The organism is Pectobacterium hainanensis (genome assembly GCF_046237015.1).
In the GTDB taxonomy this organism is placed as follows: domain Bacteria; phylum Pseudomonadota; class Gammaproteobacteria; order Enterobacterales; family Enterobacteriaceae; genus JBJYIN01.
On the sequence record NZ_JBJYIN010000011.1, the window covers coordinates 36,888 to 61,058 of the forward strand.

At 51.8% G+C, this 24,171-nt stretch carries 24 protein-coding genes; 22 read left to right on the forward strand and 2 right to left on the reverse strand.

All coding sequences use genetic code 11. The features are described 5' to 3' along the window. The first annotated feature begins 10 nt into the window (after positions 1 to 10). The 21 genes from ACKPVM_RS12540 to ACKPVM_RS12640 all read left to right on the forward strand — a co-directional run bounded on the left by ACKPVM_RS12540 (position 11) and on the right by ACKPVM_RS12640 (position 20,615). Positions 11 to 571 (forward strand): COG4648 family protein, encoded by a 561-nt coding sequence (locus ACKPVM_RS12540; RefSeq protein WP_409309559.1) that lies wholly within the window; start codon positions 11 to 13, stop codon positions 569 to 571. Beyond that, positions 568 to 1,923: an AMP-binding protein gene (locus ACKPVM_RS12545; protein ID WP_409309386.1), complete on the forward strand. Its 1,356-nt coding sequence runs from the start codon at positions 568 to 570 to the stop codon at positions 1,921 to 1,923. The genes ACKPVM_RS12540 and ACKPVM_RS12545 overlap by 4 nt, the downstream gene beginning before the upstream one ends. Beyond that, on the forward strand, positions 1,910 to 2,296 hold the full coding sequence (locus ACKPVM_RS12550) for an ApeI family dehydratase (protein WP_409309388.1): 387 nt from the start codon (positions 1,910 to 1,912) through the stop codon (positions 2,294 to 2,296). Before ACKPVM_RS12545 ends, ACKPVM_RS12550 begins: the two co-directional genes overlap by 14 nt. After that, complete coding sequence (locus tag ACKPVM_RS12555) at positions 2,290 to 4,005, forward strand: glycosyltransferase family 2 protein (protein ID WP_409309390.1); 1,716 nt, start codon at positions 2,290 to 2,292, stop codon at positions 4,003 to 4,005. Before ACKPVM_RS12550 ends, ACKPVM_RS12555 begins: the two co-directional genes overlap by 7 nt. Beyond that, on the forward strand, positions 4,005 to 4,427 hold the full coding sequence (locus tag ACKPVM_RS12560) for an acyl-CoA thioesterase (protein WP_409309392.1): 423 nt from the start codon (positions 4,005 to 4,007) through the stop codon (positions 4,425 to 4,427). Before ACKPVM_RS12555 ends, ACKPVM_RS12560 begins: the two co-directional genes overlap by 1 nt. After that, positions 4,424 to 5,029 (forward strand): LolA family protein, encoded by a 606-nt coding sequence (locus tag ACKPVM_RS12565; RefSeq protein ID WP_409309393.1) that lies wholly within the window; start codon positions 4,424 to 4,426, stop codon positions 5,027 to 5,029. The genes ACKPVM_RS12560 and ACKPVM_RS12565 overlap by 4 nt, the downstream gene beginning before the upstream one ends. Next, the gene (locus ACKPVM_RS12570; RefSeq protein ID WP_409309395.1) at positions 5,001 to 7,322 is read left to right on the forward strand and encodes an MMPL family transporter; all 2,322 of its coding nucleotides are present in this window, start codon (positions 5,001 to 5,003) and stop codon (positions 7,320 to 7,322) included. Before ACKPVM_RS12565 ends, ACKPVM_RS12570 begins: the two co-directional genes overlap by 29 nt. Further along, on the forward strand, positions 7,319 to 7,894 hold the full coding sequence (locus tag ACKPVM_RS12575) for a DUF3261 domain-containing protein (protein WP_409309397.1): 576 nt from the start codon (positions 7,319 to 7,321) through the stop codon (positions 7,892 to 7,894). The genes ACKPVM_RS12570 and ACKPVM_RS12575 overlap by 4 nt, the downstream gene beginning before the upstream one ends. A 1-nt stretch (position 7,895) precedes the next feature. Then, the gene (locus ACKPVM_RS12580; RefSeq protein ID WP_409309398.1) at positions 7,896 to 9,053 is read left to right on the forward strand and encodes a beta-ketoacyl-[acyl-carrier-protein] synthase family protein; all 1,158 of its coding nucleotides are present in this window, start codon (positions 7,896 to 7,898) and stop codon (positions 9,051 to 9,053) included. After that, the gene (locus ACKPVM_RS12585; RefSeq protein WP_409309400.1) at positions 9,046 to 9,525 is read left to right on the forward strand and encodes a hotdog family protein; all 480 of its coding nucleotides are present in this window, start codon (positions 9,046 to 9,048) and stop codon (positions 9,523 to 9,525) included. Before ACKPVM_RS12580 ends, ACKPVM_RS12585 begins: the two co-directional genes overlap by 8 nt. Before the next feature lie 40 nt (positions 9,526 to 9,565). Next, a complete protein-coding gene (locus ACKPVM_RS12590; protein WP_409309402.1) occupies positions 9,566 to 10,297 on the forward strand; it encodes a 3-ketoacyl-ACP reductase FabG2 in 732 nt (243 codons plus the stop codon). Then, positions 10,297 to 11,523: a beta-ketoacyl-ACP synthase gene (locus tag ACKPVM_RS12595; protein ID WP_409309561.1), complete on the forward strand. Its 1,227-nt coding sequence runs from the start codon at positions 10,297 to 10,299 to the stop codon at positions 11,521 to 11,523. The genes ACKPVM_RS12590 and ACKPVM_RS12595 overlap by 1 nt, the downstream gene beginning before the upstream one ends. A 27-nt stretch (positions 11,524 to 11,550) precedes the next feature. After that, entirely contained in the window at positions 11,551 to 12,984 is a 1,434-nt protein-coding gene (locus tag ACKPVM_RS12600; protein ID WP_409309563.1) for a DUF4026 domain-containing protein, read from the forward strand. Positions 12,985 to 13,195: 211 nt separating this feature from the next. Continuing rightward, a complete protein-coding gene (gene pstS, locus ACKPVM_RS12605) occupies positions 13,196 to 14,236 on the forward strand; it encodes a phosphate ABC transporter substrate-binding protein PstS (protein WP_409309403.1) in 1,041 nt (346 codons plus the stop codon). A 166-nt stretch (positions 14,237 to 14,402) separates the two neighbouring features. Further along, on the forward strand, positions 14,403 to 15,362 hold the full coding sequence (pstC, locus tag ACKPVM_RS12610) for a phosphate ABC transporter permease PstC (protein ID WP_409309404.1): 960 nt from the start codon (positions 14,403 to 14,405) through the stop codon (positions 15,360 to 15,362). After that, positions 15,362 to 16,249 (forward strand): phosphate ABC transporter permease PstA, encoded by an 888-nt coding sequence (gene pstA / locus ACKPVM_RS12615; protein WP_409309406.1) that lies wholly within the window; start codon positions 15,362 to 15,364, stop codon positions 16,247 to 16,249. Before pstC ends, pstA begins: the two co-directional genes overlap by 1 nt. Before the next feature lie 85 nt (positions 16,250 to 16,334). Next, positions 16,335 to 17,111 (forward strand): phosphate ABC transporter ATP-binding protein PstB, encoded by a 777-nt coding sequence (gene pstB / locus ACKPVM_RS12620; RefSeq protein ID WP_039346412.1) that lies wholly within the window; start codon positions 16,335 to 16,337, stop codon positions 17,109 to 17,111. 12 nt (positions 17,112 to 17,123) lie between these two features. Beyond that, the gene (gene phoU, locus ACKPVM_RS12625) at positions 17,124 to 17,864 is read left to right on the forward strand and encodes a phosphate signaling complex protein PhoU (protein WP_409309408.1); all 741 of its coding nucleotides are present in this window, start codon (positions 17,124 to 17,126) and stop codon (positions 17,862 to 17,864) included. Between the two features lie 345 nt (positions 17,865 to 18,209). Next, entirely contained in the window at positions 18,210 to 19,046 is an 837-nt protein-coding gene (locus tag ACKPVM_RS12630; protein WP_409309409.1) for an ABC transporter substrate-binding protein, read from the forward strand. A gap of 95 nt (positions 19,047 to 19,141) precedes the next feature. Continuing rightward, positions 19,142 to 19,885 (forward strand): amino acid ABC transporter permease, encoded by a 744-nt coding sequence (locus ACKPVM_RS12635; protein ID WP_409309411.1) that lies wholly within the window; start codon positions 19,142 to 19,144, stop codon positions 19,883 to 19,885. A gap of 1 nt (position 19,886) precedes the next feature. Next, entirely contained in the window at positions 19,887 to 20,615 is a 729-nt protein-coding gene (locus tag ACKPVM_RS12640) for an amino acid ABC transporter permease (protein WP_409309413.1), read from the forward strand. On the opposite strand, the gene yieH is transcribed toward ACKPVM_RS12640, so the two are convergent. Next, positions 20,612 to 21,286, reverse strand: coding sequence for a 6-phosphogluconate phosphatase (gene yieH, locus ACKPVM_RS12645; protein ID WP_409309415.1), 675 nt, complete (start codon positions 21,284 to 21,286; stop codon positions 20,612 to 20,614). The two genes, ACKPVM_RS12640 and yieH, sit on opposite strands and share 4 nt — an antisense overlap. 275 nt (positions 21,287 to 21,561) lie before the next feature. Here yieH and ACKPVM_RS12650 point away from each other — a divergent pair, with 275 nt between their 5' ends. Further along, a complete protein-coding gene (locus tag ACKPVM_RS12650) occupies positions 21,562 to 22,890 on the forward strand; it encodes an NCS2 family permease (RefSeq protein ID WP_409309417.1) in 1,329 nt (442 codons plus the stop codon). A 312-nt stretch (positions 22,891 to 23,202) separates the two neighbouring features. Here ACKPVM_RS12650 and ACKPVM_RS12655 read toward each other — a convergent pair whose 3' ends face one another. Continuing rightward, positions 23,203 to 23,946 (reverse strand): 4'-phosphopantetheinyl transferase family protein, encoded by a 744-nt coding sequence (locus tag ACKPVM_RS12655; RefSeq protein WP_409309418.1) that lies wholly within the window; start codon positions 23,944 to 23,946, stop codon positions 23,203 to 23,205. Between the last annotated feature and the right edge of the window lie 225 nt (positions 23,947 to 24,171).

Here is a 24,171-nt window from a genome sequence, read left to right on the forward strand (position 1 = left end):
CCACCAAGTGATGCGTGTGCTAATCGGCAGTTTGAACGTATTAATGACGCTGGCCTGGCCGTTTCTAGCCTGGTTTAGTATCACGCATCCCGAACATCGCTGGTTACTCATTGTGTTAGCGCTGATGTTTGTTCTACGTTTCACCACGTTGCGTGATGATAAACCTGTTTTTAAGGGGACGGCGCTGTGGCTGGCAACGGCTGGGGTGGCGCTTTCCGTTGCCAGTTTATTACTGCGCGATGGCGGTTGGCTGCTGTGGTATCCCGTTGTGGTAAACAGCGTCATGTTGATGCTTTTTGGTGGATCGCTTTATAGCGGCATGCCGATTGTCGAGCGCCTTGCCCGCCTTCGGGAACCAGAACTCCCTGCTCAGGCTATTTCCTATACGCGTCGTGTGACGAAAGTCTGGTGTTGGTTTTTTATTGTTAACGGCAGTATCGCCGTGCTGACCTGTCTTGTCGGCAATCTTCATTGGTGGACGTTATGGAACGGCGTGATCAGCTATGTGCTTATGGGGTTGTTGATGGGGGGAGAGTGGTTGATACGCCAGCGTCTGAGGGAGCGCGTATGAACGGGCCGACTGTCCGCGCCGTCAATGACTGGCTGACGAGTAATGATTCCCCTCAGCGCATTGTTGCCAGTAATGGCGCCAGTACGTTCACGCTGAGTATGTTGAAAACGCAGGTTGTCACACTTTGCCAGCAGTTAAGTCAGCGACAGGAAACGCGTTGGGCGTTGTGTTTTGAAGATAGCTACCGCTTCACTATCGGGCTTCTGGCCGCACTGCATGCAGGAAAAACCCCTGTCATTCCCGGCCACTGCCGCCAATCCGTATTAGAAGAACAGTCAGACGAGTTTGACGGGGTATTGACAGATGTGTCGCTGCATCTGGATTGCCCTGTGTTTGCCCTGACAGCGGAGACAGAGAGCGTTGCTGATGCCGTGCTACCTTCTATACCTGATGATTCCCGTGTGGTGTTGTTCACGTCAGGCTCCACCGGGAAGCCGCGTCAGATTGTTAAACCGGTACGCTGTCTGGATGAAGAGTCGCGTTGGCTGGCGGATCGCTGGGGGACGCATTTGCAAGGCTGTGATGTGATCGCTTCCGTCACCCACCAGCATTTATATGGGCTGACGTTTCGCATCTGGCTGCCTATGGCGCTGGGGCTGCGTTTTGATAGCCGCCAACTGCTTTATACCGAACAGCTTACTTCCCAACGTCGCCAGCGGCGTTACGTGTTTATCAGCAGCCCAGCGTTCTTACGCCGCATCGATCGCGCGCTTTCTGCCCCTGAGTGTTCCTTGATTGTCTCTGCGGGGGGAACCTTGCCCTGGCTGCATGCCGAAGCGGCAGCCGAGTGGTTTATGCAGCCCATCAATGAGATATACGGCAGTACCGAAACGGGCGTTTTAGCATGGCGCTCTCGCGAGACGGATACCGTGCCGTGGCAGCTGTTTCCCGGCGTGTCGCTGCGACGTGATGAACAAGATAACTGGTGGGCGCAGTCGGCGCTGATTCCCCATGCTCAGGGGCACAAGCTGGATGACAGACTGGCGTTTGATGATGCGGGGCATTTTCAACTGTGTGGACGACACGACCGCGTGGTGAAGATCGAAGACAAGCGCATTTCGCTAAGCGAGATAGAACGGCGTTTACTCGACCTGCCCGATATTGCTGATGCGGTTGCACTTCAGGTCACGCGCCCGGAGCGTAGCGGTATTGGCGTGGTACTGGTGTTGAATACCCCTGATAAGGCCGATGATTTACCGAATTTGAAACGCCAGTGGCGGCATGAATTGCAAAAATGGCTGGAGCCATTAGCGATGCCGCGTTTCTGGCGTGTCGTCGATGTTATTCCCCACAATAGCCAGAGTAAACGTGCCTGGCCACAGATACAGGAATTGTTTCATGTTGCCCGTTGAGCTTGTCCGGCACGATGTAAAAAAGACGGATGAAACGTCTCAGGTTGAATTGATGCTACGGGCTGACCCTGAACTGTTTTGGTTCAAGGGGCATTTTACGGGTCAGCCGCTACTGCCCGGTGTGGCACAGCTGGATTGGGTCATGCATTACGCGACGACGGTGCTGGCGCAAGGGTGGGCATTCTTGTCCATTGAGAACATTAAATTCCAGCAGCCGATTTTGCCCGGTAAAACGTTGCGTCTGGTACTGACATGGCACGCCGGAAAGCAACAGCTGACCTTTAGCTACACCATTCTGGATGATGATGTTGAGCGCACGGCCAGCAGCGGAAAAATCAAGCTCACGCCGATGATGGAAGCTAGCTCATGTTAGTAAATAGCACATTCTCGCCCTGCGTGGTGATCCCTTGTTATAACCACGGTGCCATGATGGCGTCGGTGTTGGCACGTTTGGCACCGCTAGCGCTGCCGGTTTTTATTGTTGATGATGGCAGCGATGCGGCAACGCAACAGACTCTCACTCAACTGGTGGCAGAGAATGACGGCGTGACGTTGATTCGGTTGGCGCACAACAGCGGGAAAGGTGCGGCGGTGATTAGTGGCATCAAAGCCGCGGCGCAGGCCGGGTTTAGCCATGCCTTACAGGTTGATGCCGATGGACAGCACCAAATTGAAGATGCGCCACTACTGCTGGATGAGGCAAAAACGCACCCGCATTGCCTGATTTCCGGTCGACCGCGTTATGATGCCTCGGTACCAAAATCACGCCTTTACGGGCGCTATGTCACCCATGTTTGGGTCTGGATTGAAACGTTATCTCTCTCCATCAAAGACAGCATGTGTGGATTCCGTGTCTATCCGGTTGCGGCCACGTTATCGCTGATTTCTCAGAAATCTCTCGGCCACCGTATGGATTTCGATACGGAAATTATGGTGCGCCTGTATTGGGCGGGAACGCCCAGTCGCTTTATTGAGACGGCGGTAACCTATCCAGAAAATGGACTGTCTCATTTCGATGCGTTGCACGATAACCTGCGGATTTCCTGGATGCATACCCGCCTGTTTTTCGGCATGCTTCCGCGTATTCCCGTGCTGTTACTGCGGCAGCGGCAGCAACACTGGGCTGGCGTGTCTGAGCGTAAAGGCCTGCTTGGGATGCGGTTCATGCTGGCGGTGTATCAACGGTTAGGGCGCGGGGTGTTTACGCTGTTTCTCTGGCCTGTTATTGCGTTTTACTGGCTGACCGGCCGTAGCGCGCGTCAGGCGTCTCAGTCATGGCTGCGGCAAATCGGGGAGTATGCGCGTCAGCACGATATCCTACTGCCTAAACCACTCAACAGTTATCACCACTTTCTCCGTTTTGGTCAGGCGATGCTGGATAAAATCGCCAGTTGGCGTGGCGATCTACAGTGGGGACGCGATATCGATTTTGCCCCCGGCGCGCGACAAACCATTGAGCACAGCAGACAAAAAGGGCAACTGATTCTGGCTTCACACCTCGGTGATATCGAGGTGTGCCGGGCGCTGGCGCAGCAGGTGAGCGGGCTGGTGATTAACGCGCTGGTGTTCACTGAAAATTCCCAACGTTTCAAGCAGGTGCTGGAAGAGATCGCCCCGCAGGCGGGCGTTAATCTTATCCCCGTCAGCGACATCGGGCCGGATACCGCAATGATGCTGCAAGAAAAGCTGGATGCGGGGGAATGGGTGGCGATTGTCGGCGATCGCACGGCGGTCAATCGTCAGCGCGGCGGTGTGCGGCGCGTGGTGTGGAGCCCATTTTTGGGCAAAGACGCACCATTTCCTCAAGGGCCTTTTGTGCTGGCGGCGGCGCTGCGTTGCCCCGTTCTGCTGATGTTTGTCATTCGCGAGCAGAAAAAGCTGCGCGTCTACTGCGAACCTTTTGCTGAGAGCATTGCGTTGCCTCGCCCAACCCGACAACAGGCCTTACAGCAGGTCGTCGATCGCTATGCCGAACGGTTGGCGCATTACGCGCTGAAATCCCCGCTCGACTGGTTTAATTTTTTTGATTTCTGGAGCCTGCCTGATGATGACGGTCAGGTTGCTGGGAAAAAGGAGTCATAGTGTTAAACGATCCTCGCTTAAGCAATGAGGTTGAACTGACGGTATCTTTCCATGACTGCGATCCGATGGGCGTGGTATGGCACGGTAACTATTTTCGCTTTTTCGAAGTCGCGCGTGAGGCATTGCTCAGCAAATTTAACTATGGCTATCGCGAGATGCAGGCCTCTGGCTATGTGTGGCCGGTGGTAGATACGCGGGTGAAATACCGTGCCGCGCTGACTTACGAACAGCGTATACGCGTTCGCGCCATTATCGAGGAAGTCGAGAATCGTTTGCGCATCGCCTACCAGATTTTCGATGCTGAAAGCGGTCAACGTACCACGACTGGCTATACGATTCAGGTTGCGGTACAGGAAGGATGCCGTGAGCTGAGTTTTGTTTCCCCTCCTATTTTGTTTGAGCGCCTTGGAGTGACGCCATGATACGACTGATTGTCGCGGTTTTTGTGCTGTTGAGCGGTATGGCGCAGGCCGTTACGTTGGATGATTTACAACAGCGATTCAGTAGCCAGCCTGTTGTGCGGGCTGATTTTACCCAACTGCGTGAAATAAAGGGGATGGCAAAGCCGCTGAAATCCGGTGGGCAGTTGCTGATCGCGCAGGATAAAGGGCTGTGGTGGCATCAGGCTACGCCGTTTCCGCTGACGATGGTGTTGGACGAAACGCGAATGGTTCAGGTAATGAATGGGCAAGTGCCGCAGATCGTCACGGCAGAAAGCAACCCGCAGATGTTTCAGTTTAACCACCTGTTACGCGCCTTGTTTCAGGCCGATCGTCAGGTATTAGAGCAGAATTTTTCCATCGATTTTACCGATCTCGGTCAGCAGCAGTGGAAATTGGTGCTGACGCCGAAAACGTCGCCGCTAGATAAACTGTTCAACGCCATTACGCTGAACGGCGGTGAGTTTCTTGACGGCATTGCGCTGGATGACCGCCAAGGCGACATGACCCGAATTACCCTGAGCAATCAGCGGATCGCACCACGAGAATTGAGTGATGATGAACGTCAGCGTTTCGTTTTCTGACGGTATGCGTCGTGCGGCGCGGGTGTGGATTGGTTGCTGTATTGCGCTGATCGCCGCGCTGGCGCTGCTGCTGCCGAACGCGCAGATCAACAGTAGCGTATTGGCGCTGTTGCCCAAGCAGTCGATGGGCACACTTCCCCCGGAGCTACAGCAAGGCTTTGTGCAGCGACTCGATCGGCAGATGGTATGGCTGGTGACGCCGGGCAAGCAGGCGGAGCCTGCGGTAGCGGACTGGTGGTTGAAGCACTTGCGTGCGCTTCCCGATCTACAGCAGGTTAATGGCCCGATTGATGCCGAACAGCAGCAGCGATGGGGTAAATTCGTTTTTGAACATCGCAATGGTTTGGTCGATCCCGTCACGCGTGCGCGGCTAGAGAATGGCGGTGTGGCGCAGGCCGATTGGGTGCTGGCGCAGCTTTATTCCGCGTTTGCGGGCGTGAGTGGCAAAGAGCTAAATCACGATCCCTTAATGCTGGTGCGCGGATCTCAACTGGCGTTGCAGCAAAATGCCAGCCAGTTGGGATTGTCGCAAGGCTGGCTAACGGCAAAAGATGCGCAGGGTCGCACCTGGTATTTCCTGCACGGCGAGCTTAGCACTGGCTCATTTGACATGGCGCGCAATCAGCAACTGGTTGATAAACTGGGTGTGCTTGAGCGCGATCTTAAGGCCGCATTCCCGGATGCCGAGGTATTAACACGCGGGACGGTCTTGTTCAGCAACTATGCCAGCCAACAGGCTAAAAAGGATGTGTCTACTCTTGGCGTCGCCACCGTGGCAGGCGTTCTGCTGCTGATCTTCTTTGTGTTTCGCTCACCGCGCCCGCTGTTGCTATGTGGACTCTCGGTGGGCATCGGTGCGCTGTCTGGAACGGTCTTTACTCTGCTGTTTTTCGGTGAATTGCATTTGATGACGCTGGTGATGAGCATCAGTATCGTCGGGATTTCAGCGGATTATACGCTCTATTATTTGACCGAACGGATGGTTCACGGCGGCCATGCTTCCGCGATGGAAAGCCTGAAAAAAGTCCTGCCAGCCCTTTTGCTCGCGCTGGGAACGGCGGTGGTGGCTTACTTGATTATGGCTCTGGCTCCGTTCCCCGGTTTACAGCAACTGGCGGTGTTCGCCGCAACCGGGCTGACAGCCTCCTGTCTGACCGTGGTGTGCTGGTATCCTTTTCTGGTTAAGGGATTGCCGGTCAGACCTGTTCCCGCGATGGTGCTGATGGGGCGCTGGCTGGCCGCATGGCGGCGTCAGCGTGGTGTGCGTTTTGGGGTTCCATTGGTGCTGCTGATACTTTCTGCTGTGGGATTGCTACGGCTGGAGGTCAATGACGATATCTCCCAGCTACAGGCATTGCCGAAGGATTTGATGCAGCAAGAACGGCAGTTGACGGCATTAACAGGACAGAGCGCCGATCAAACCTGGTTCGTCGTCTACGGCGACAGCGCGGAGGAGACATTGCTTCGTCTGGAACAACTCGCGCCTAAACTGCGTGACGCGCAGCAACAGGCATGGCTAAAGCAGTATCGGTTACTGCCGCTTTCTTCTCAGGCTCAGCAACAGCGCGATAGTCAGCTTATTGCGTCTGCCGCACCGGCGGTTATCGAGCGTCTTAAAGACACGGGCGTTGATGTGGCGATGCCAGATGTGCGACCGATGCCAGTCACACCGGATCGCTGGCTGAATAGCCCGATCAGTGAAGGGTGGCGACTGCTGTGGCTGACGTTACCTAATGGGAAAAGCGGTGTTCTGGTTCCGGTAAGCGGCGTGAGCGATAGCGCTGCGCTGGGACAGATGGCTAAAACCCTACCGGGCGTGGAGTGGATCGACAGAAAAGGGACCTTTGATGCCTTGTTTGGTTTCTATCGCGCCATGTTGGGATGGTTGTTGACGGCTGCACTGGTCGTGATTGCGCTGAGCTACGTGATTCGTCTTGGGCTACGTCGTGGATTGTTAAATGTGGTGCCGTCGGCGTTGTCGCTTTGCGGTGGGCTGGCGGTGCTGGCGTTGAGTGGTCATTCGCTGAACCTGTTTTCATTGCTGGCGCTGGTTCTGGTTCTTGGGATCGGCATCAATTATACGCTGTTTTTCAGCAATCCACGCGGTACGCCGATGACCTCGCTGCTGGCGGTGACGCTGGCGATGTGCGTCGCCTTGCTGACGCTGGGGATGTTGGTTTTCAGCAGTACTCAGGCCATCAGTAGCTTCGGGATTGTGCTTTGTAGCGGTATTTTTATCGCCTTCTTGCTGGCACCGCTGGCGTTGCCGGATTCAAAAGGGAAACGAAAATGACATTATTGCGACGTGGGCTTCTGCTTATTGGTGTGCTGCTGCTAAGCAGCTGTGCCAGCAAACAGCATGATGATAACCGCCCACAGGCGTGGCTCAAGCCGGGCGTAAAAGTTACGTTACCTGCCCCCGCCATTGCCCCATCGGTTAATGAACAGCAACTGCTGACAGGAACTTTTGAGGGTAAGCAGCAATCGCTGCTGGTGATGTTGAATGCCGATGATAAGCAACTTTCGCTGGTCGGGCTTTCCTCTATCGGCATTCGCCTGTTTAAGGTCACCTATGATGAGCAGGGCGTGCATACGGAACAGTCCATCGTCCTGCCGCAGTTGCCGCCAGCCAGTCAGGTACTGGCAGACATTATGCTGAGTCACTGGCCGATCGCCGTTTGGCAGACGCAGTTACCAGCGGGTTGGACGCTGAAAGATAGCGATGATAAGAGACAACTGCGTGACGATCGTGGCACGTTGATTACAGAAATTCGCTATATGACGCGGAATAACCAGCGTGTGCCGATGAGCGTTCAGCAATTTGTCTTTGGTTATCACATCGTGATTCAACATCTGGATAGCTAGCATGATTTACATTAACGCCGTCGGGGCGCTGAATGCGCTGGGCAATAATCTGGATGAGATTGCCGACAACCTTGCCAGCGGTTATGCACCGGGTATGCGCCCTGATACCGGATGGCTGTTGCACGATAAGCCCTGTTGGACGGGCAAGGTTGATGCGGAATTACCGGTTATCCCAGTGGAATTGGCGGCGCATAACAGCCGTAATAATCAGCTGTTGCTGGCTGCACTGGAACAAATTCGGCCTCAGGTGGACGCGGCTATTGCGCAATTTGGCTCTGACCGGGTGGCCGTGATTCTAGGTACCAGTACCTCGGGATTGGATGAAGCCGATCGTTACGTCAGCGAAAATCTTGCCACTTATCGTTATGCACAGCAGGAACTTGGCGATCCTTCCCGTTTTTTGGCCGCCTATCTGAAGTTAGATGGACCCGCTTACACTATCTCAACCGCGTGCTCTTCCAGCGCCAGAGCGCTGATCAGCGGTAAGCGATTGATCGAGGCCGGGCTGGTGGATGTGGCTATCGTTGGCGGCGCGGATACGCTGAGCCGTATGCCGCTTAATGGCTTTGATAGCCTTGAGTCGCTCTCTGCAACGCGCTGTCAGCCGTTCAGCGAAGAACGTAATGGGATCACCATTGGTGAAGGTGCAGCGCTGATGCTGATTGGACAGCAGCCCGATCGCGTGGCGGTATTGGGTTTTGGAGAATCCTCTGATGCTTACCATATGTCGGCACCTCACCCAGAAGGCGAAGGGGCGATTCGCGCGATCAATATGGCGTTGTCGCAAGCAGGGTTGCAGCCTGAGGACGTGGGTTATATCAATTTACACGGTACGGCCACGCGCCTGAATGACCAGATTGAGGCGAATGTGGTTCACGCCGTTTTTGGCGATCGCGTGCCTTGTAGCTCAACGAAGCATCTTACCGGTCATACGTTGGGGGCGGCGGGGATTAGTGAAGCGGTGCTCTGTTGGCTGCTTCTGACTCGGGAGCTTCCCTTGCCCGCGCAAGATTTTTCATGCAGCCATCCCGATGCCTCACTGCCATCCTGCGGCTTGCTCCGTGAACCAACCTCGCTGACACGCCCAGTCATTCTGTCTAATTCTTTTGCGTTTGGTGGCAACAATGCGTGTCTGATCCTGGGGACGAATCATGAGTGAGTATCTGTCTGCGGCAGCTTATCTGCCCCATTCAGCCCCGATGGTGCTGGTGGACGAGGTGGTCCATGTTGATGATGAACACGCGCACTGTCGTGTGGCGATCGGTCACGAGAGTATTTTGGCACCGTTTCTGAATGCTCAGGGACACTTGCCAGCCTGGTTTGGTATCGAAATTATTGCTCAAACTATTGGGGTCTGGTCTGGGTGGCACGGGCGTCAGAGCCGAGGACTGCAAGAGAAGCCGCGCCCCGGTATGTTGCTCGGCGGACGGGGTTATCGCAGTAAGCAGGCTATTTTTCCTGCCGGGTCCCTGCTTGATGTGACCGTCACGCTACTAATGCGTGACGACAAAGTCGGTAGCTTTGAGGGTGAGATCGCGATAGCCGGGGAGACGTATGCCTCTGGTCGGCTGAACACCTATCAGCCTGACGAACATGAGTTAAAAACACTTTTAGAACAGGGAAAGCTATGATGACAACCGGAAGAACGACGATGACAACCGGAGAACAAGCATGACGCGTTCTGTGTTAGTGACTGGTGCCAGCAAAGGGATCGGTCGAGCCATTGCACGGCGTCTGGCGGCAGATGGTTTTACCGTTGTGGTGCATTATCACCGTGATGAAAAGGGTGCACAGGAAACGTTAAGTCAGATTACGGCTCAAAACGGTTCTGGTCGTATCGTCAGTTTTGATATTGCCGATCGTGAAGTGTGTCGCACCGTGATCGAACAGGATATTGAGGCGCATGGGGCCTACTATGGCGTGGTTAGTAATGCAGGTATCACCTGCGACGGTGCTTTCCCTGCGCTTGACGAACAGGCGTGGGATAGCGTGATTCACACCAATCTCGACAGCTTCTATAACGTGATTCATCCCTGTGTGATGCCGATGATTGGCCTGCGTAAAGGCGGACGAATTATCACGTTGTCCTCTGTTTCCGGGATCATGGGGAATCGGGGACAGGTCAACTACAGCGCAGCAAAAGCGGGCATTATCGGCGCGACGAAAGCGCTGGCTATCGAACTGGCGAAACGAAAAATTACGGTGAACTGCATTGCACCCGGTTTGATTGATACCGGCATGATTCAAATGGAGCCGGTAGCCATCGAAGAAGCCATGAAGATGATCCCCATGAAACGCATGGGGCAAGCGGAAGAAGTCGCAGGGCTGGCGAGTTATCTGATGTCCGATATCGCGAGTTATGTGACGCGTCAGGTTATTTCTATTAATGGAGGGATGCTGTGATGCGTCGTGTCGTGGTAACCGGAATGGGGGGGATCACCGCGTTTGGTGAGTCATGGGAAAGCGTTTCTAACGGTTTGCGTGCGGGTCGCAATGCTATACGTAAGATGCCTGAATGGCAGGTATACGATGGGTTGCATACGCAGTTGGGCTCACCGATTGATAACTTTAGTCTGCCAGAACACTACACACGTAAACGCATCCGCTCGATGGGACGTGTGTCTCTGATGGCAACCCGAGCAACCGAACTGGCGCTGGAACAGGCTGGATTGATTGGTCATCCGGTGCTGACTAACGGAGAAACCGGCATTGCTTACGGTTCTTCAACGGGCAGTACGGGGCCGGTGAGTGAATTCGCCACCATGCTGACGGAAAAGCATACCAATAATATTACCGGTACGACCTATGTGCAGATGATGCCGCATACCACCGCGGTAAATGCGGGTCTGTTTTTTGGGTTGCGTGGTCGAGTGATCCCGACATCCAGCGCCTGTACGTCGGGAAGTCAGGCGATTGGCTATGCCTGGGAAGCGATTCGCCATGGTTATCAAACGGTCATGGTGGCTGGCGGTGCGGAAGAATTGTGCCCATCGGAAGCCGCTGTATTTGATACGCTGTTTGCCACCAGCCAACGCAACGATGCGCCAGAAACGACGCCGTCTCCTTTTGACGCCAGCCGCGACGGCTTGGTTATCGGCGAAGGTGCGGGTACGTTAGTGCTGGAAGAGCTTGAACATGCCGTTGCGCGTGGTGCGACGATCTATGCCGAACTGGTTGGTTTTTACACCAACTGCGATGCGGCACATATTACGCAGCCCCAGCGTGAAACCATGCAGGTTTGTATTGAAGGTTCGCTGCGCTGTGCTGGGGTGCAACCCCGAGATGTGGGGTATATCAGCGCTCACGGTACGGCAACCGATCGCGGGGATGTGGCGGAAAGCCAGGCGACCGCTGCCGTGTTTGGTAAATCCACACCGATTTCATCGCTAAAAAGCTATTTCGGTCATACGCTGGGTGCCTGCGGTGCGCTTGAAGCGTGGATGAGTATTGAAATGATGCATGAAGGCTGGTTTGCCCCTACTCTTAACTTACGGCAACCTGCGGAAGATTGTGGTGAACTGGATTACATCATGGGTGAACCACGCCATATCGAGACGAATTACATTCAGTCCAATAATTTCGCCTTTGGCGGTATCAATACGTCGCTGATTTTCCGTCGTTGGCAATAATGGATTGAAAACGTTAACGGGTTCATGATGAATAACAAACAACAATATCTGGATATTGCCGAAGGAAAGGGCGAGAAAGCGCCATCAACGATGGTGGCCTTTTCCTCAAGGGAAATGAGTTATCCATTGCTGGAAAGCCTGCTAGAGGCCCAGCCATGCTTTACCGAGGGTGAAATAAGCTATACCGAGCGGGAGCAAGGTGGGTTCTTTTATACCTGTCGCTGTGATGATAGAGAACTGACGTTTTATCTTGAGGTCTCGGAACGCGATCCCGAGCATCAAATCACGCCGTTGCATTCAACCGATGCGATTTCACCCGAACTGTTGGCCCAGGCTAATGCGGCCACGCAGGAAGTGATGGTCGAGTGTATTTTTGGGCAAAATCCGCTGGAAGATTACGTTCATCAATTGCGCTTATTGCGTGCCGTGGTACCGGATTTTCTCTTGGGCATCGATATGTCTGCTGCGGGTAACGTATTTACCCGCGAATGGCTGAATTTCCAACTGGAAGATGATGTTCTGCCGGAAATTGAATCGCTGTATACCATTCATGCCGTGTACGACACCGAGAACGATCCGCCGACCACATTCTGGTTTCACTCGCACGGTCTGGCGCGATGCGGACTGACGGAAGCGGAATTAGTCATTCCCGAAACACTGAATTCGTATTATGGCATTCCGGATTTATTCAGAAGTTTTGTTAATAATGCCATTCAGAATCAGAAAATTACCTTTAATGAACCGATTCTGTGCGGGCAAACGGACAGCGGCTATGAGTATCTGGTGGCATTACCGTTTGAAGAAGGGTTGCGGCATGTGAATCAATCCACGCCGATTGACCAACTGCGGCCGCTGGAAGAGATGCGTTACGATCTGGAAGGAACGCCGGAAGGCGTGTTTCTGGGCGATCGCGCCGATCGGGATGACGTGCATCAGGCACCTTCCTGTATGTTGTTTCGTACCAACGAAGAAAATCCGGTGCTGCAAACGTTCTTTAAGGGATTTGATGAGCAGAATGCCATCATGTTCTGGCGTACGAACGCGGAAACGGCAGAAATGTCACGTAAAGCACAGTTGCGCTGGCGTTATTTCGTCAACATGTTCAAAAACTATCATGTGAGTGCCGAACCGGCTAAGCCGGGTTTTTTAGCTAAACTACTCAAAAAAGCCCCTAAACCCGTCGAAGTCGAAAGTGAATGGCGCTTTATGGTGAAGTTTGGCATCCCTCATGGCGAAGAGGGAGAAGAACGCGAGCACATGTGGTTTATACCCGAAAACATCCATGATTCGACCGTTACGGGAACATTAATCAATCATCCGTTCTATGTTGAGGATATGCAGGAAGGTGGCGTTTATACTGTTGATGTATCGCGAATAACCGATTGGGCGATTTATTATCAGGGCGATAGCTACAAGCCGGATACGATTTACAAATTGTTGAGTCATAGCCAGACTCACTAACGTTTTTCCTTCACCGGTCAGAATAGGTGTTCTGGCTGGTGATGCCTGAATTTTCCTGCATGCTGCCTCATTGTCATAAAACTGTCACATTGCGTACATTTTACTGTCACTAAATTGTCCTATTTTTCCTCCTGCAAACTACACTCTGATTTGACAACTCTGATTGATAACGGCTCTACGTCGACACGTCGAGTATCCCACAGGAGGGATTATGAAACTGATGCGTACCACTCTTGCCAGTGTTGTTGCGGCAACCTTTTCTCTGATGGCGGTTTCCGCTTTTGCTGCCGCTAACCTCACCGGTGCCGGTGCGACATTCCCTGCGCCTGTTTATGCTAAATGGGCGGATTCCTACCAAAAAGAGACCGGCAATAAAGTTAACTATCAAGGCATTGGATCTTCTGGTGGTGTTAAACAAATTATCGCGAAAACGGTAGATTTCGGTGCCTCCGATGCGCCGTTGGCTGATGACAAATTAGCTCAGGATGGTTTATTCCAGTTCCCGACCGTTATTGGTGGGGTAGTCCTGGCGGTAAACGTTCCGGGCATCAAATCGGGCGATTTAACGCTGGATGGTAAAACGCTGGGTGATATCTACCTGGGCAAAATTAAAAAATGGAACGATCCTGCGATTACCAAGCTGAACCCGAATGCCAAACTGCCGGATCAGGACATTGCCGTTGTCCGTCGTGCTGATGGTTCAGGTACCTCTTTTGTATTCACCAGCTATCTGGCGAAAGTGAACCCAGAGTGGAAAGAAAAGGTTGGCGCTGGTTCTACGGTTAACTGGCCAACCGGTCTGGGTGGTAAAGGTAACGATGGCATCGCGGCGTTCGTGCAGCGTCTGCCTGGTTCAATTGGTTATGTGGAATACGCTTACGCCAAACAGAACAACTTGGCTTACACCAAGATGGTTTCTGCTGATGGAAAAGTGGTTAGCCCGACAGGTGCAAGCTTTAGTAATGCTGCTAAAGAAATCGACTGGAGCAAATCTTTTGCTCAGGACCTGACTAACCAGAAAGGCGCAGATGCATGGCCGATCACCTCAACCACGTTTATCCTGGTTCAGACCAAACAGGAAAAGCCTGAGCAGGGTGCTGAAGTGTTGAAATTCTTCGACTGGGCGTTCAAAAAAGGCGGCGAGCAAGCCACTGCGCTGGACTATGCGACCATCCCGAACGAAGTGGTTGAGCAAATCCGTGCGGCCTGGAAAACTCAGGTAAAAGACAGCAGTGGTAAAGCGCTGTACTAATTACTGTCTCGACCGTCGTGTTGGTAACCGGAGTACGACAACGTTTTAGACTCTGGAAACGCGCAACTGAATAGTAAGTCGTATCGAGGCGGAGAGGTGTCAATGACCTCTCCGCCTTAGGCCGCTCCGGTATTATTAAATGTAGCTAAATCGAGAAGAGAGACGCATGGCTGAGTACAAGCCAACTATAAAAGCCCCTGGGAAACACGGCGATATCATTTTTGGCGCACTGGTGAAATTGGCTGCGCTGATTACGCTGTTGTTATTGGGCGGCATTATTGTTTCCCTGATTGTGGCGTCCTGGCCCAGCATTGAGAAGTTTGGTTTCGCTTTTCTGTGGACGAAGGAATGGGATGCGCCAGCCGAACAATTTGGTGCGCTGGTGCCTATCTATGGCACGATCGTAACCTCACTCATTGCACTCATTATCGCGATTCCGATTAGTTTCGGTATTGCACTGTTTCTCACTGAATTGGCCCCCAACTGGTTAAAACGTCCGCTTGGCGTAGCGATTGAACTGTTGGCGGCGATCCCGAGTATTGTTTATGGCATGTGGGGGCTGTTCATTTTCGCTCCGCTCTTTGCTAAATATTTCCAGCAACCGGTAGGGAATGTTTTGTCTGGCATTCCTATCGTTGGGTCGTTGTTCTCCGGTCCGGCGTTTGGGATTGGTATTCTGGCGGCTGGCGTTATTCTGGCCATCATGATTATCCCGTACATTGCGGCGGTCATGCGTGATGTGTTTGAGCAAACGCCTGTCATGATGAAAGAGTCTGCCTATGGTATTGGCTGTACGACATGGGAAGTGATTTGGCGCATCGTGTTGCCTTACACCAAAAACGGCGTGATCGGTGGGGTGATGCTGGGATTAGGGCGTGCGCTAGGGGAAACCATGGCGGTCACCTTTATCATCGGTAATACCTACCAGCTCGATAGTGCGTCGCTGTATATGCCGGGTAACAGTATTACTTCTGCGCTGGCGAACGAATTCGCCGAAGCGGAATCCGGTTTACATACCGCAGCGTTGATGGAACTGGGGCTGATTCTGTTTGTGATTACCTTTGTCGTTCTGGCGTGTTCAAAGCTGATGATTATGCGTCTGGCAAAAAATGAGGGGGCGCGCTAATGGCAACATTAGGCATAGAACAAGAAGCCGAATTGGCACGCTCGCGGCGTAAAATGCAGGCCTGGCGTCGTCAGAAAAACCGCATTGCGTTGTTTTTATCCATGTCTACGATGGCATTTGGCCTGTTCTGGCTGATCTGGATCCTCTTCTCGACGGTCACCAAAGGGATTGATGGCATGTCGCTGGCATTGTTTACCGAGATGACGCCACCACCAAACACGGCCGGTGGTGGGTTAGCCAACGCGATTGTCGGGAGTGGATTGTTGATCCTGTGGGCGACGCTGCTGGGGACGCCGTTGGGCATTATGGCGGGGATCTATCTGGCGGAGTACGGTCGGAAATCCTGGATCGCCGAAGTGATCCGTTTCATCAACGACATTCTGCTATCAGCGCCTTCCATCGTCGTAGGGCTGTTTGTCTATACGCTGGTGGTAGCCAAGATGCAGCACTTCTCCGGTTGGGCGGGGGTGATTGCGCTGGCGCTGTTGCAGGTGCCGATTGTGATCCGTACTACCGAGAATATGCTCAAACTGGTGCCGGATAGCCTGCGTGAAGCGGCTTATGCGCTGGGTACGCCGAAATGGAAAATGATTTCTGCGATTACGCTGAAGGCATCCGTATCGGGCATCATCACCGGTGTGCTGCTGGCTATTGCACGTATTGCCGGGGAAACGGCACCGCTGCTGTTTACGTCGCTATCGAATCAGTTCTGGAATACGGATTTGATGCACCCGATTGCCAACTTGCCGGTCACCATATTCAAATTTGCCATGAGCCCGTTTGTTGAATGGCAACAACTGGCCTGGGCAGGGGTTCTGCTGATTACGCTGTGCGTGCTTCTGCTGAATATTCTGGCGCGTGTTATTTTCTCTGCGAAGAAGCATTAATTCTCTGAGAAACAGTGATTCGCTGAAAACATTAAATAAATTCAAGGTGTTGTCTGGCAACGCCCGGTAAAAGAGAGAAGTCTTGATGAGTATGGCTACTGAGACATCCACCAGCAAAATCCAGGTACGCGATCTGAATTTCTATTACGGGAAGTTTCATGCGTTGAAAAACATCACGCTGGATATTGCCGCCAATCAGGTTACCGCGTTTATCGGCCCGTCCGGCTGTGGTAAATCCACGCTGCTGCGTACACTGAACAAAATGTACCAGCTCTACCCTGAGCAACGCGCCGAGGGCGATATCCTGCTGGATGGCAATAACATTCTGACGGATAAACAAGATATTGCGCTGCTACGCGCCAAAGTGGGCATGGTTTTCCAGAAGCCGACACCGTTCCCAATGTCGATTTACGATAACATCGCATTTGGCGTTCGCCTGTTTGAGAAGTTGTCTCGTGCCGATATGGATGAGCGCGTTCAATGGGCGCTGACCAAAGCGGCGCTATGGCAGGAAACGAAAGATAAACTGCACCAGAGCGGCTATAGCCTGTCAGGTGGTCAGCAACAACGTTTGTGTATTGCACGTGGCATTGCGATTCGCCCAGACGTACTGTTACTGGATGAGCCATGCTCGGCACTTGATCCGATTTCGACCGGTCGCATTGAAGAACTGATTTCTGAGCTGAAAAAAGATTACACCGTAGTCATTGTGACGCACAACATGCAACAGGCGGCGCGTTGCTCGGACCATACGGCATTTATGTATCTGGGTGAACTGATTGAGTTCAGTGATACTGATACCCTGTTTACTGCCCCCCGGCAGAAACAGACTGAAGATTACATCACCGGCCGCTACGGTTGATTAGGAACCATCATGGATAATCTGAATCTGAATAAACACATTTCTGGTCAGTTTAACGCTGAACTGGAACATATCCGCACGCAGGTCCTGACCATGGGCGGGCTGGTGGAGCAACAGCTGAGTGATGCGATTACGGCGATGCACAATCAAGATGCAGAGCTGGCGCAGCAGGTGATTGAAGGCGATGCTAAAGTTAACCTGATGGAAGTGGCGATTGATGAGGCTTGCGTACGCATTATTGCGAAACGCCAGCCTACCGCCAGCGATTTGCGTCTGGTCATGGCGATCATCAAAACCATCTCTGAACTGGAACGCATCGGTGACGTGGCGGATAAGATCTGTCGCACCGCGCTGGAGAAGTTCTCCCATCAGCATCAGCCGTTGCTGGTGAGTCTGGAATCGCTGGGACGCCACACCGTGCAAATGCTGCATGACGTGCTGGATGCGTTTGCCCGTATGGATCTGGACGAAGCGATCCGTATTTATCGCGAAGACAAAAAAGTCGATAAAGAGTACGAAGGGATTGTGCGTCAGTTAATGACTTACATGATGGAAGATTCTCGTACCATCCCCAGCGTACTCACCGCCCTATTCTGTGCCCGTTCTATCGAGCGAATTGGTGACCGTTGCCAGAATATTTGCGAATTTATTTTCTATTTTGTCAAAGGGCAGGATTTCCGCCATTTAGGTGGCGATGCGCTGGAAAAACTGTTGATTGCCAAGGATGCGGAAGACGTAAAAGACGATGAATAATCGTTGCCAATTGCTGGTGGTGCAAACGCTCTGTTGATAGAGCGTTTGAATTTGATGGCAAATCTCTTACCTGTCCCCATAATTCCCGCGTAAGCGGGAATCTTTTCTTTAGATAATGCCTTGATATTAAAAAGCTATCTTCCTTTGTTGGACGGACATATTTGTCTCTCGCTTATTACCTGCCTGCTGCTTGAAATCTATTGAGTTATGTTGGCATTTGAGCAGGATAATCTGCCAAAAATGCAATGTAACATAAGGTTATATTATAGCTATTTATGTTATTTCCCGGTTTTTCGCTCTGCTGGTAGCCTGCAAAGAATTAAATTAAATATTCAGGGGCTGGGAATGAAAAAGCGAATTATGGCATTGGCATTAGTGGCAGGGTTAGCGTCTCTTTCTGGTGTCGCTCAGGCGGATAAACTGGATGATATTCAGAAAGCGGGAGTGGTTAAGATCGCGGTTTTTGATAGCAATCCGCCGTTTGGCTATGTCGATCCACAGAGCAAAAAGTTAGTGGGCTATGATGTTGATGTGGCTGAAGCGATTGGGAAAGCGCTAGGTGTGAAGGTTGAACTGCGTGCGACCAACCCGGCCAACCGTATACCCTTGCTCAGTTCCAATAAGGTGGATCTGATTGCGGCCAACTTTACTATTACCGATGAACGCGCCAAACAAGTTAATTTCAGCATTCCTTATTTTGCTACCGGACAAAAATTCATCGCTCGTAAAGGTGTTCTGAAAACGCCGGAAGACATTAAATCGCTGCGTATCGGCGCGGATAAAGGCACCGTTCAGGAAATCACATTACGGGAACACTATCCTACCGCGAAAGTGATTTCTTATGATGATACGCCGCTGGCGTTTGCCGCGTTACGCAATGGCAACGTTCAGGCGATTACTCAGGATGATGCGAAACTGGTTGGTTTACTGGCTAACGTACCTGAAGCGCAAAAAGCAGATTTTGAAATTTCACCGTTTAGTATTACCAAAGAATATCAAGGCGTGGGAATTCCTAAGGGTGAAGATCGCCTGACGGATAAGGTAAACGAAACGCTGCTGAACCTGGAAAAACAAGGTGAAGCAAAAACAATTTATGACCGTTGGTTCGGACCTGAGACAAAATCGGCACAGCCGCGTGGTGATTTCACCTTTGCCCCGTTGGATCAGCAACCGAAATCCTGATAGCTGACGCCTTCAGTGCTATGATCCCTGCCCTCTGCCTCGTAGAGGGCATTTCTATTTATGTCTCAGAATAATGACAAAGAGAGAGAGAACGCATGGATACGGCGCTGCAATCGCTTGAGTCGTGGCTGTTGGCTCCTCAGTACCTGACCTGGATGTGGCACGGCTTCCTGATCACGCTGGGCATTTCCCTCTGTACGATCGTTCTGTCGACGGCGTTGGGTTTTCTGTTGGCGGCAGCCAGAGACAGCCAGATTCGGGTATTGAGCGGCGTCGTTGTCGCTTACAGTTCGCTATTTCGTAATACTCCTCTGCTAATACAGCTTTTTTTCTGGTACTTCGGTGCTGGTCAACTGTTTCCATCAGGGATGATGCAGTGGATGAATACACCTCATGAGCTTACTGTCTTGGGGATAAACATAGCATGGCCATCATTTGAGTTTCTTGCCGGATTATTTGGATTGACGCTGTACTCCAGCGCGTTTATTGCTGAAGAAATTCGTGCAGGTATTGGTGGTGTCGCACGCGGGCAAAAATACGCGGCACAAGCGCTGGGGCTAACCGTTTGGCAATCGATGCGTCATGTGGTGCTACCACAAGCGCTGAAAATAGCGTTGCCGCCGCTTTTAGGGCAATACATGAATGTCATCAAGAATTCTTCTTTGGCGATGGCAATTGGCGTCGCTGAACTGTCTTATGCTTCACGTCAGGTAGAAACAGAAACCTTACGTACTTTTCAGGCGTTTGGTGTGGCGACGATACTGTATATCGCGATTATCGCACTGATAGAAGGTTGGGGGATGTGGCGTCAGCAGCGTAATCTGGTGGAGAAACACTGAAATGGATTTTACGATCGTTACTGATAATTTCAGTTACCTGATGTGGGGTACGTTCCCAGATGGTCCGCTTGGCGGCGCGGCGCTGACATTATTGATGAGCTTGCTGGCGGGTATCGTGTCTGCATTGCTGGGCACGCTTTTGGGGGTTGCGCTGGCGATGTCGCGCGGTATGGGTGCCGCGATACTGGCGATGATTCTCGGTTTTTTCCGTGCTATTCCCGTCATCATGCTGATTTTCTGGACGTATTTTCTGTTGCCGATTTTGTTTGGTGTCGATATTCCTGGGATCACCACGGTAGTATGCGCGTTAGCATTGATTGCGTCTGCTTATCTGGCTCACGGCGTGAAAGCCGGTATCGTTGCCATTGGTCGTGGGCAATGGCAGGCTGGGCTATCGCTGGGGTTCACTCGCTGGGAGGTGCTGTGGACCATTATTTTGCCGCAGGCGCTACGGATGATGGTGCCTTCGTTCATTAACCAATGGATTTCTCTGATTAAAGATACGTCGCTGGCTTACATTGTTGGCGTCGGAGAACTTACGTTTTTGGCGACACAGGTGAATAACCGCAGCATGGTTTACCCTATGGAAGTGTTTCTGTTTGTCGCGCTGGTCTATTTTGTATTTTGTTTGTCTCTGGAGCTGTTGGCAAACGGCATCAATACGCGTTTCGGGCAGCCACTTGCCCGACCGAAACGCGGTATTTTTGGGTGGCGTCGTAACGCAGCCTAGGCTGCGTTATTGACCAGATCCCATCCTTTCTCACGCCAGATCTGCGGCAATTCGCGCATATCGTCGAACATGGTGACCAACGGGTGGTGAATAGGTTGGTTGTGCGGATCCGCACAGTAGTAGAACACAGGAATGCCTGCGGTAATTCCCGCCTGAGTACCGGATGCGGAATCTTCCACTAAAATACAGTTCTCGATAGGAATGTTGAGCTGCTCTGCGGCGTGGAATAGCACCGCCGGGTCGGGCTTCCACTTTTTCAGGTCATAGCCGCTGTACAGGTGATCTCCGAATAAATCGAGCATATTCGTTAGGCCCAGTGAATGGTGCATTTTGCTGACCGGGCCGTTGGATACGACAGCCATAGGAACCTTGATTGACTGAACCAGTTCTTTTGCTCCGGCAATCGGCTGCAAGGATTCATCAAATAACCGTTTTATTTCCTGTCTGAAGTGACGTTCGGTCTCTTCCATTGATACTGTTAAGCCATATTGCTGGCTAACACGCTCAATGATTTCATACAGCTTCACGCCCTTGTAGGTTTTCGTCACCTCCTCCAGCGATAGCTCCAACCCATGTGGGATGAAAATATTCACGTAGGCCTGACAACACAATATCTCACTGTCAACCAGTGTGCCGTCACAGTCAAAGAAGACGCATTCAATACGGGACATGAAAGATCCTTATCAATGATAATTAAAGAAGAAGCCCCTACTTTAACCGACTGGATTAATATTGCGACTATAACCCGCTATCTTTTCCGTTCTGGTTCATCACCGGTCAAAAACAATGGATATCAATAGGTTGATTTTACCTTAACGATGCAGGAGGAAAGCGGGCTCGATAGGTTGTTCTTATCGTATGAAAAAAAATGAGGAATCAGCGTTAATAGCCTGCATTTTGTTATAGGATACGCGACGACTGTCATTCCCTTCATTGGATCGTTGAAATGAATAAATCACAATTTACCGAACAGGGCTTGCTGGAGCGCGTGTTTAAGCTGAAACAGCACGGCACCACGGCGCGAACAGAAACGATAGCAGGTTTCACCACGTTTCTAACCATGGTGTATATCGTTTTTGTTAACCCGCAAATTCTGGGTGTGGCGGGTATGGATACCAAAGCGGTATTTGTGACCACTTGCCTGATTGCAGCATTCGGTAGCATCCTGATGGGATTGCTGGCGAATTTACCTGTGGCGTTGGCACCCGCAATGGGATTGAACGCTTTCTTTGCTTTCGTCGTCGTCGGGGCGATGGGCCTATCATGGCAGGTTGCCATGGGCGCTATTTTTTGGGGCGCAATCGGTTTCCTTTTATTGACGATTTTCCAGATTCGTTACTGGATGATTGCCAATATTCCCCTCAGCTTGCGCCTTGGGATTGCCAGTGGTATCGGCCTGTTTATTGCCATGATGGGGCTGAAAAATGCGGGCATTATTGTACCGAATGCTGAGACTCTGGTGACGATTGGTAACCTGACGTCGCATAGCGCGCTGCTGGGTGCGGTGGGTTTTTTCATTATTGTGGCGTTGGCGTCGCGTAACATCCATGCGGCGGTATTGGTTTCCATTGTGGTCACGACGTCAATTGGCCTACTGCTCGGTGATGTGACATTTTCCGGTATTTTCTCTATGCCGCCGAGCGTGATGCCCGTTGTAGGGCAGGTTGATCTCGCCGGGGCCTTGAATCTGGGGCTATCGGGGGTCATTTTCTCCTTTATGCTGGTTAACCTGTTCGACTCTTCGGGCACTCTGATCGGTGTAACGGATAAAGCCGGCCTAGTGGATGCTCGCGGTAAATTTCCACGCATGAAGCAAGCGCTGTATGTGGACAGTATCAGCTCTGTCGCGGGTTCTTTCATTGGTACATCGTCAGTGACGGCGTACATTGAAAGTTCTTCCGGTGTTTCCGTTGGTGGCCGTACCGGGCTGACGGCGGTTGTCGTCGGTATCCTGTTTTTGTTGGTTATTTTTCTGTCACCCTTAGCGGGTATGGTGCCAGCCTATGCGGCGGCTGGTGCGTTGATTTATGTCGGTGTATTGATGACATCCAGCCTGGCTCGGGTGAAATGGGATGACTTAACGGAAGCGGTACCCGCTTTTATTACGGCGGTGATGATGCCGTTCAGTTTCTCGATCACGGAGGGGATAGCATTAGGCTTTATCTCTTACTGTGTGATGAAGCTGGCAACGGGACGCTGGCGAGAAATCAGCCCGTGTGTCGTGGTAGTGGCTTTGCTATTCCTGTTGAAGATTATTTTTATTGACGCACATTGATGCTTATCAGGCTCTGGGGGACCCCCAGAGCCAATATACCCGTCATACTTCAAGTTGCTTGTGCGTTGGCTACGTTCATTACTCGGCCCATCCATGAGCCTCGCCCCGTTGGGGCCGCTGCAAGCAGCGTTCAAATCTGCTCCCAGCAGATTTGTCACCCGAATCACTTACTCAAGTAAGCTCATCGGGATTAAATGAGAGACATCCTGTCTCTCACCGAAGGCCAGCCAAAGGCTGGTCAAATTCGTTCCCGACGAATTTGTCCCTCACTTGCCGCCTTCATGCAACTCGAATTATTTTGGGTATAGAGTATTACTGCGGTAGTACGGTTGCGGCTTTCTCGAGTGTGTGACTGGTCAGTTTCATATAACGTGCAGACTGACGTTGCTGATGTACGATTTCCCCTGTTTTTCTCATACCGCCTCCCGATGTGTATTCCCACATCACCAATCTATTCAGCGTGGGAACACGTGCGCATGCCCATGCCAGATAGTCATCAATATCGCTGATGACTTCAACCGCGGGAATTTCATTTGAACGTAACCGGCCTGATGCGGGATGTAATCTGAGATTTTCAGGACGATACCCGTTCTGGGTAGGGATTTTTATCAAAGACTGACGGATAGTACACAGTTGTGTAGCGGCTTCCAGCGGATCGTGCTGGGCGTCAATCCAGGCTTTTTCTGCCTGCGTCTGAGCCTGCATTGAATGCGGAACCTGATTATTCGGTCGAACGTGTACAATCTCGATATCCATACCGACAAGTCCGTCTTCACTGAGCAGAATGGCAATCGTATTGCCGGCATAGCCCAAACTAAAATGGGGAAGATGCGAATCGGCAAAGTAAGGTCGACCATCGGGAGATGAAAATAAGGGCGGCAGTATGGGGTAGCCGAAAAAGTAGAACATCATTTCAGCCAATAATGCCCGACTTTTCAGGTAGCGTTCACGACGCTTCGCTGAGAAACTCAACGTTGATGAAATCAGCTTATCTGATAGTCGTTGCAGGTCGGGAAGCGCTTCCGTGCTGGTCCACCTGACAAAATGACAGGTCATTGTTCACTCCGTGATAATGGTAAAAACGACGACTCATTTGGGCCTGCCTCAAACACCTCTATCTCATATTGATAAAAGGCGTGAGTGTGAATTTTCCTGATACCAGCCAAAACAGCATCGAAACAGGGCGGGTAGCTTATCGCGTACCGAGTGTATCCGATACATCTTAGCAGACTAATATATGAACTAAAGAAAAATTGACGGATAAATCTTCGACTATTATTT

Bases quoted from the DNA above. Each gene is read 5' to 3' on its own strand.
- pstB (WP_039346412.1), top strand. From the start codon at position 16,335: ATGAGTATGGCTACTGAGACATCCACCAGCAAAATCCAGGTACGCGAT.
- ACKPVM_RS12600 (WP_409309563.1), top strand. From the start codon at position 11,551: ATGAATAACAAACAACAATATCTGGATATTGCCGAAGGAAAGGGCGAG.
- ACKPVM_RS12635 (WP_409309411.1), top strand. From the start codon at position 19,142: ATGGATACGGCGCTGCAATCGCTTGAGTCGTGGCTGTTGGCTCCTCAG.
- pstS (WP_409309403.1), top strand. From the start codon at position 13,196: ATGAAACTGATGCGTACCACTCTTGCCAGTGTTGTTGCGGCAACCTTT.
- ACKPVM_RS12585 (WP_409309400.1), top strand. From the start codon at position 9,046: ATGAGTGAGTATCTGTCTGCGGCAGCTTATCTGCCCCATTCAGCCCCG.
- ACKPVM_RS12575 (WP_409309397.1), top strand. From the start codon at position 7,319: ATGACATTATTGCGACGTGGGCTTCTGCTTATTGGTGTGCTGCTGCTA.
- ACKPVM_RS12580 (WP_409309398.1), top strand. From the start codon at position 7,896: ATGATTTACATTAACGCCGTCGGGGCGCTGAATGCGCTGGGCAATAAT.
- yieH (WP_409309415.1), bottom strand. From the start codon at position 21,286: ATGTCCCGTATTGAATGCGTCTTCTTTGACTGTGACGGCACACTGGTT.
- pstC (WP_409309404.1), top strand. From the start codon at position 14,403: ATGGCTGAGTACAAGCCAACTATAAAAGCCCCTGGGAAACACGGCGAT.
- ACKPVM_RS12550 (WP_409309388.1), top strand. From the start codon at position 1,910: ATGTTGCCCGTTGAGCTTGTCCGGCACGATGTAAAAAAGACGGATGAA.
- ACKPVM_RS12655 (WP_409309418.1), bottom strand. From the start codon at position 23,946: ATGACCTGTCATTTTGTCAGGTGGACCAGCACGGAAGCGCTTCCCGAC.
- ACKPVM_RS12640 (WP_409309413.1), top strand. From the start codon at position 19,887: ATGGATTTTACGATCGTTACTGATAATTTCAGTTACCTGATGTGGGGT.
- ACKPVM_RS12630 (WP_409309409.1), top strand. From the start codon at position 18,210: ATGAAAAAGCGAATTATGGCATTGGCATTAGTGGCAGGGTTAGCGTCT.
- ACKPVM_RS12540 (WP_409309559.1), top strand. From the start codon at position 11: ATGCGTGTGCTAATCGGCAGTTTGAACGTATTAATGACGCTGGCCTGG.
- ACKPVM_RS12650 (WP_409309417.1), top strand. From the start codon at position 21,562: ATGAATAAATCACAATTTACCGAACAGGGCTTGCTGGAGCGCGTGTTT.
- phoU (WP_409309408.1), top strand. From the start codon at position 17,124: ATGGATAATCTGAATCTGAATAAACACATTTCTGGTCAGTTTAACGCT.
- ACKPVM_RS12590 (WP_409309402.1), top strand. From the start codon at position 9,566: ATGACGCGTTCTGTGTTAGTGACTGGTGCCAGCAAAGGGATCGGTCGA.
- pstA (WP_409309406.1), top strand. From the start codon at position 15,362: ATGGCAACATTAGGCATAGAACAAGAAGCCGAATTGGCACGCTCGCGG.
- ACKPVM_RS12570 (WP_409309395.1), top strand. From the start codon at position 5,001: ATGATGAACGTCAGCGTTTCGTTTTCTGACGGTATGCGTCGTGCGGCG.
- ACKPVM_RS12595 (WP_409309561.1), top strand. From the start codon at position 10,297: ATGCGTCGTGTCGTGGTAACCGGAATGGGGGGGATCACCGCGTTTGGT.
- ACKPVM_RS12545 (WP_409309386.1), top strand. From the start codon at position 568: ATGAACGGGCCGACTGTCCGCGCCGTCAATGACTGGCTGACGAGTAAT.
- ACKPVM_RS12565 (WP_409309393.1), top strand. From the start codon at position 4,424: ATGATACGACTGATTGTCGCGGTTTTTGTGCTGTTGAGCGGTATGGCG.
- ACKPVM_RS12555 (WP_409309390.1), top strand. From the start codon at position 2,290: ATGTTAGTAAATAGCACATTCTCGCCCTGCGTGGTGATCCCTTGTTAT.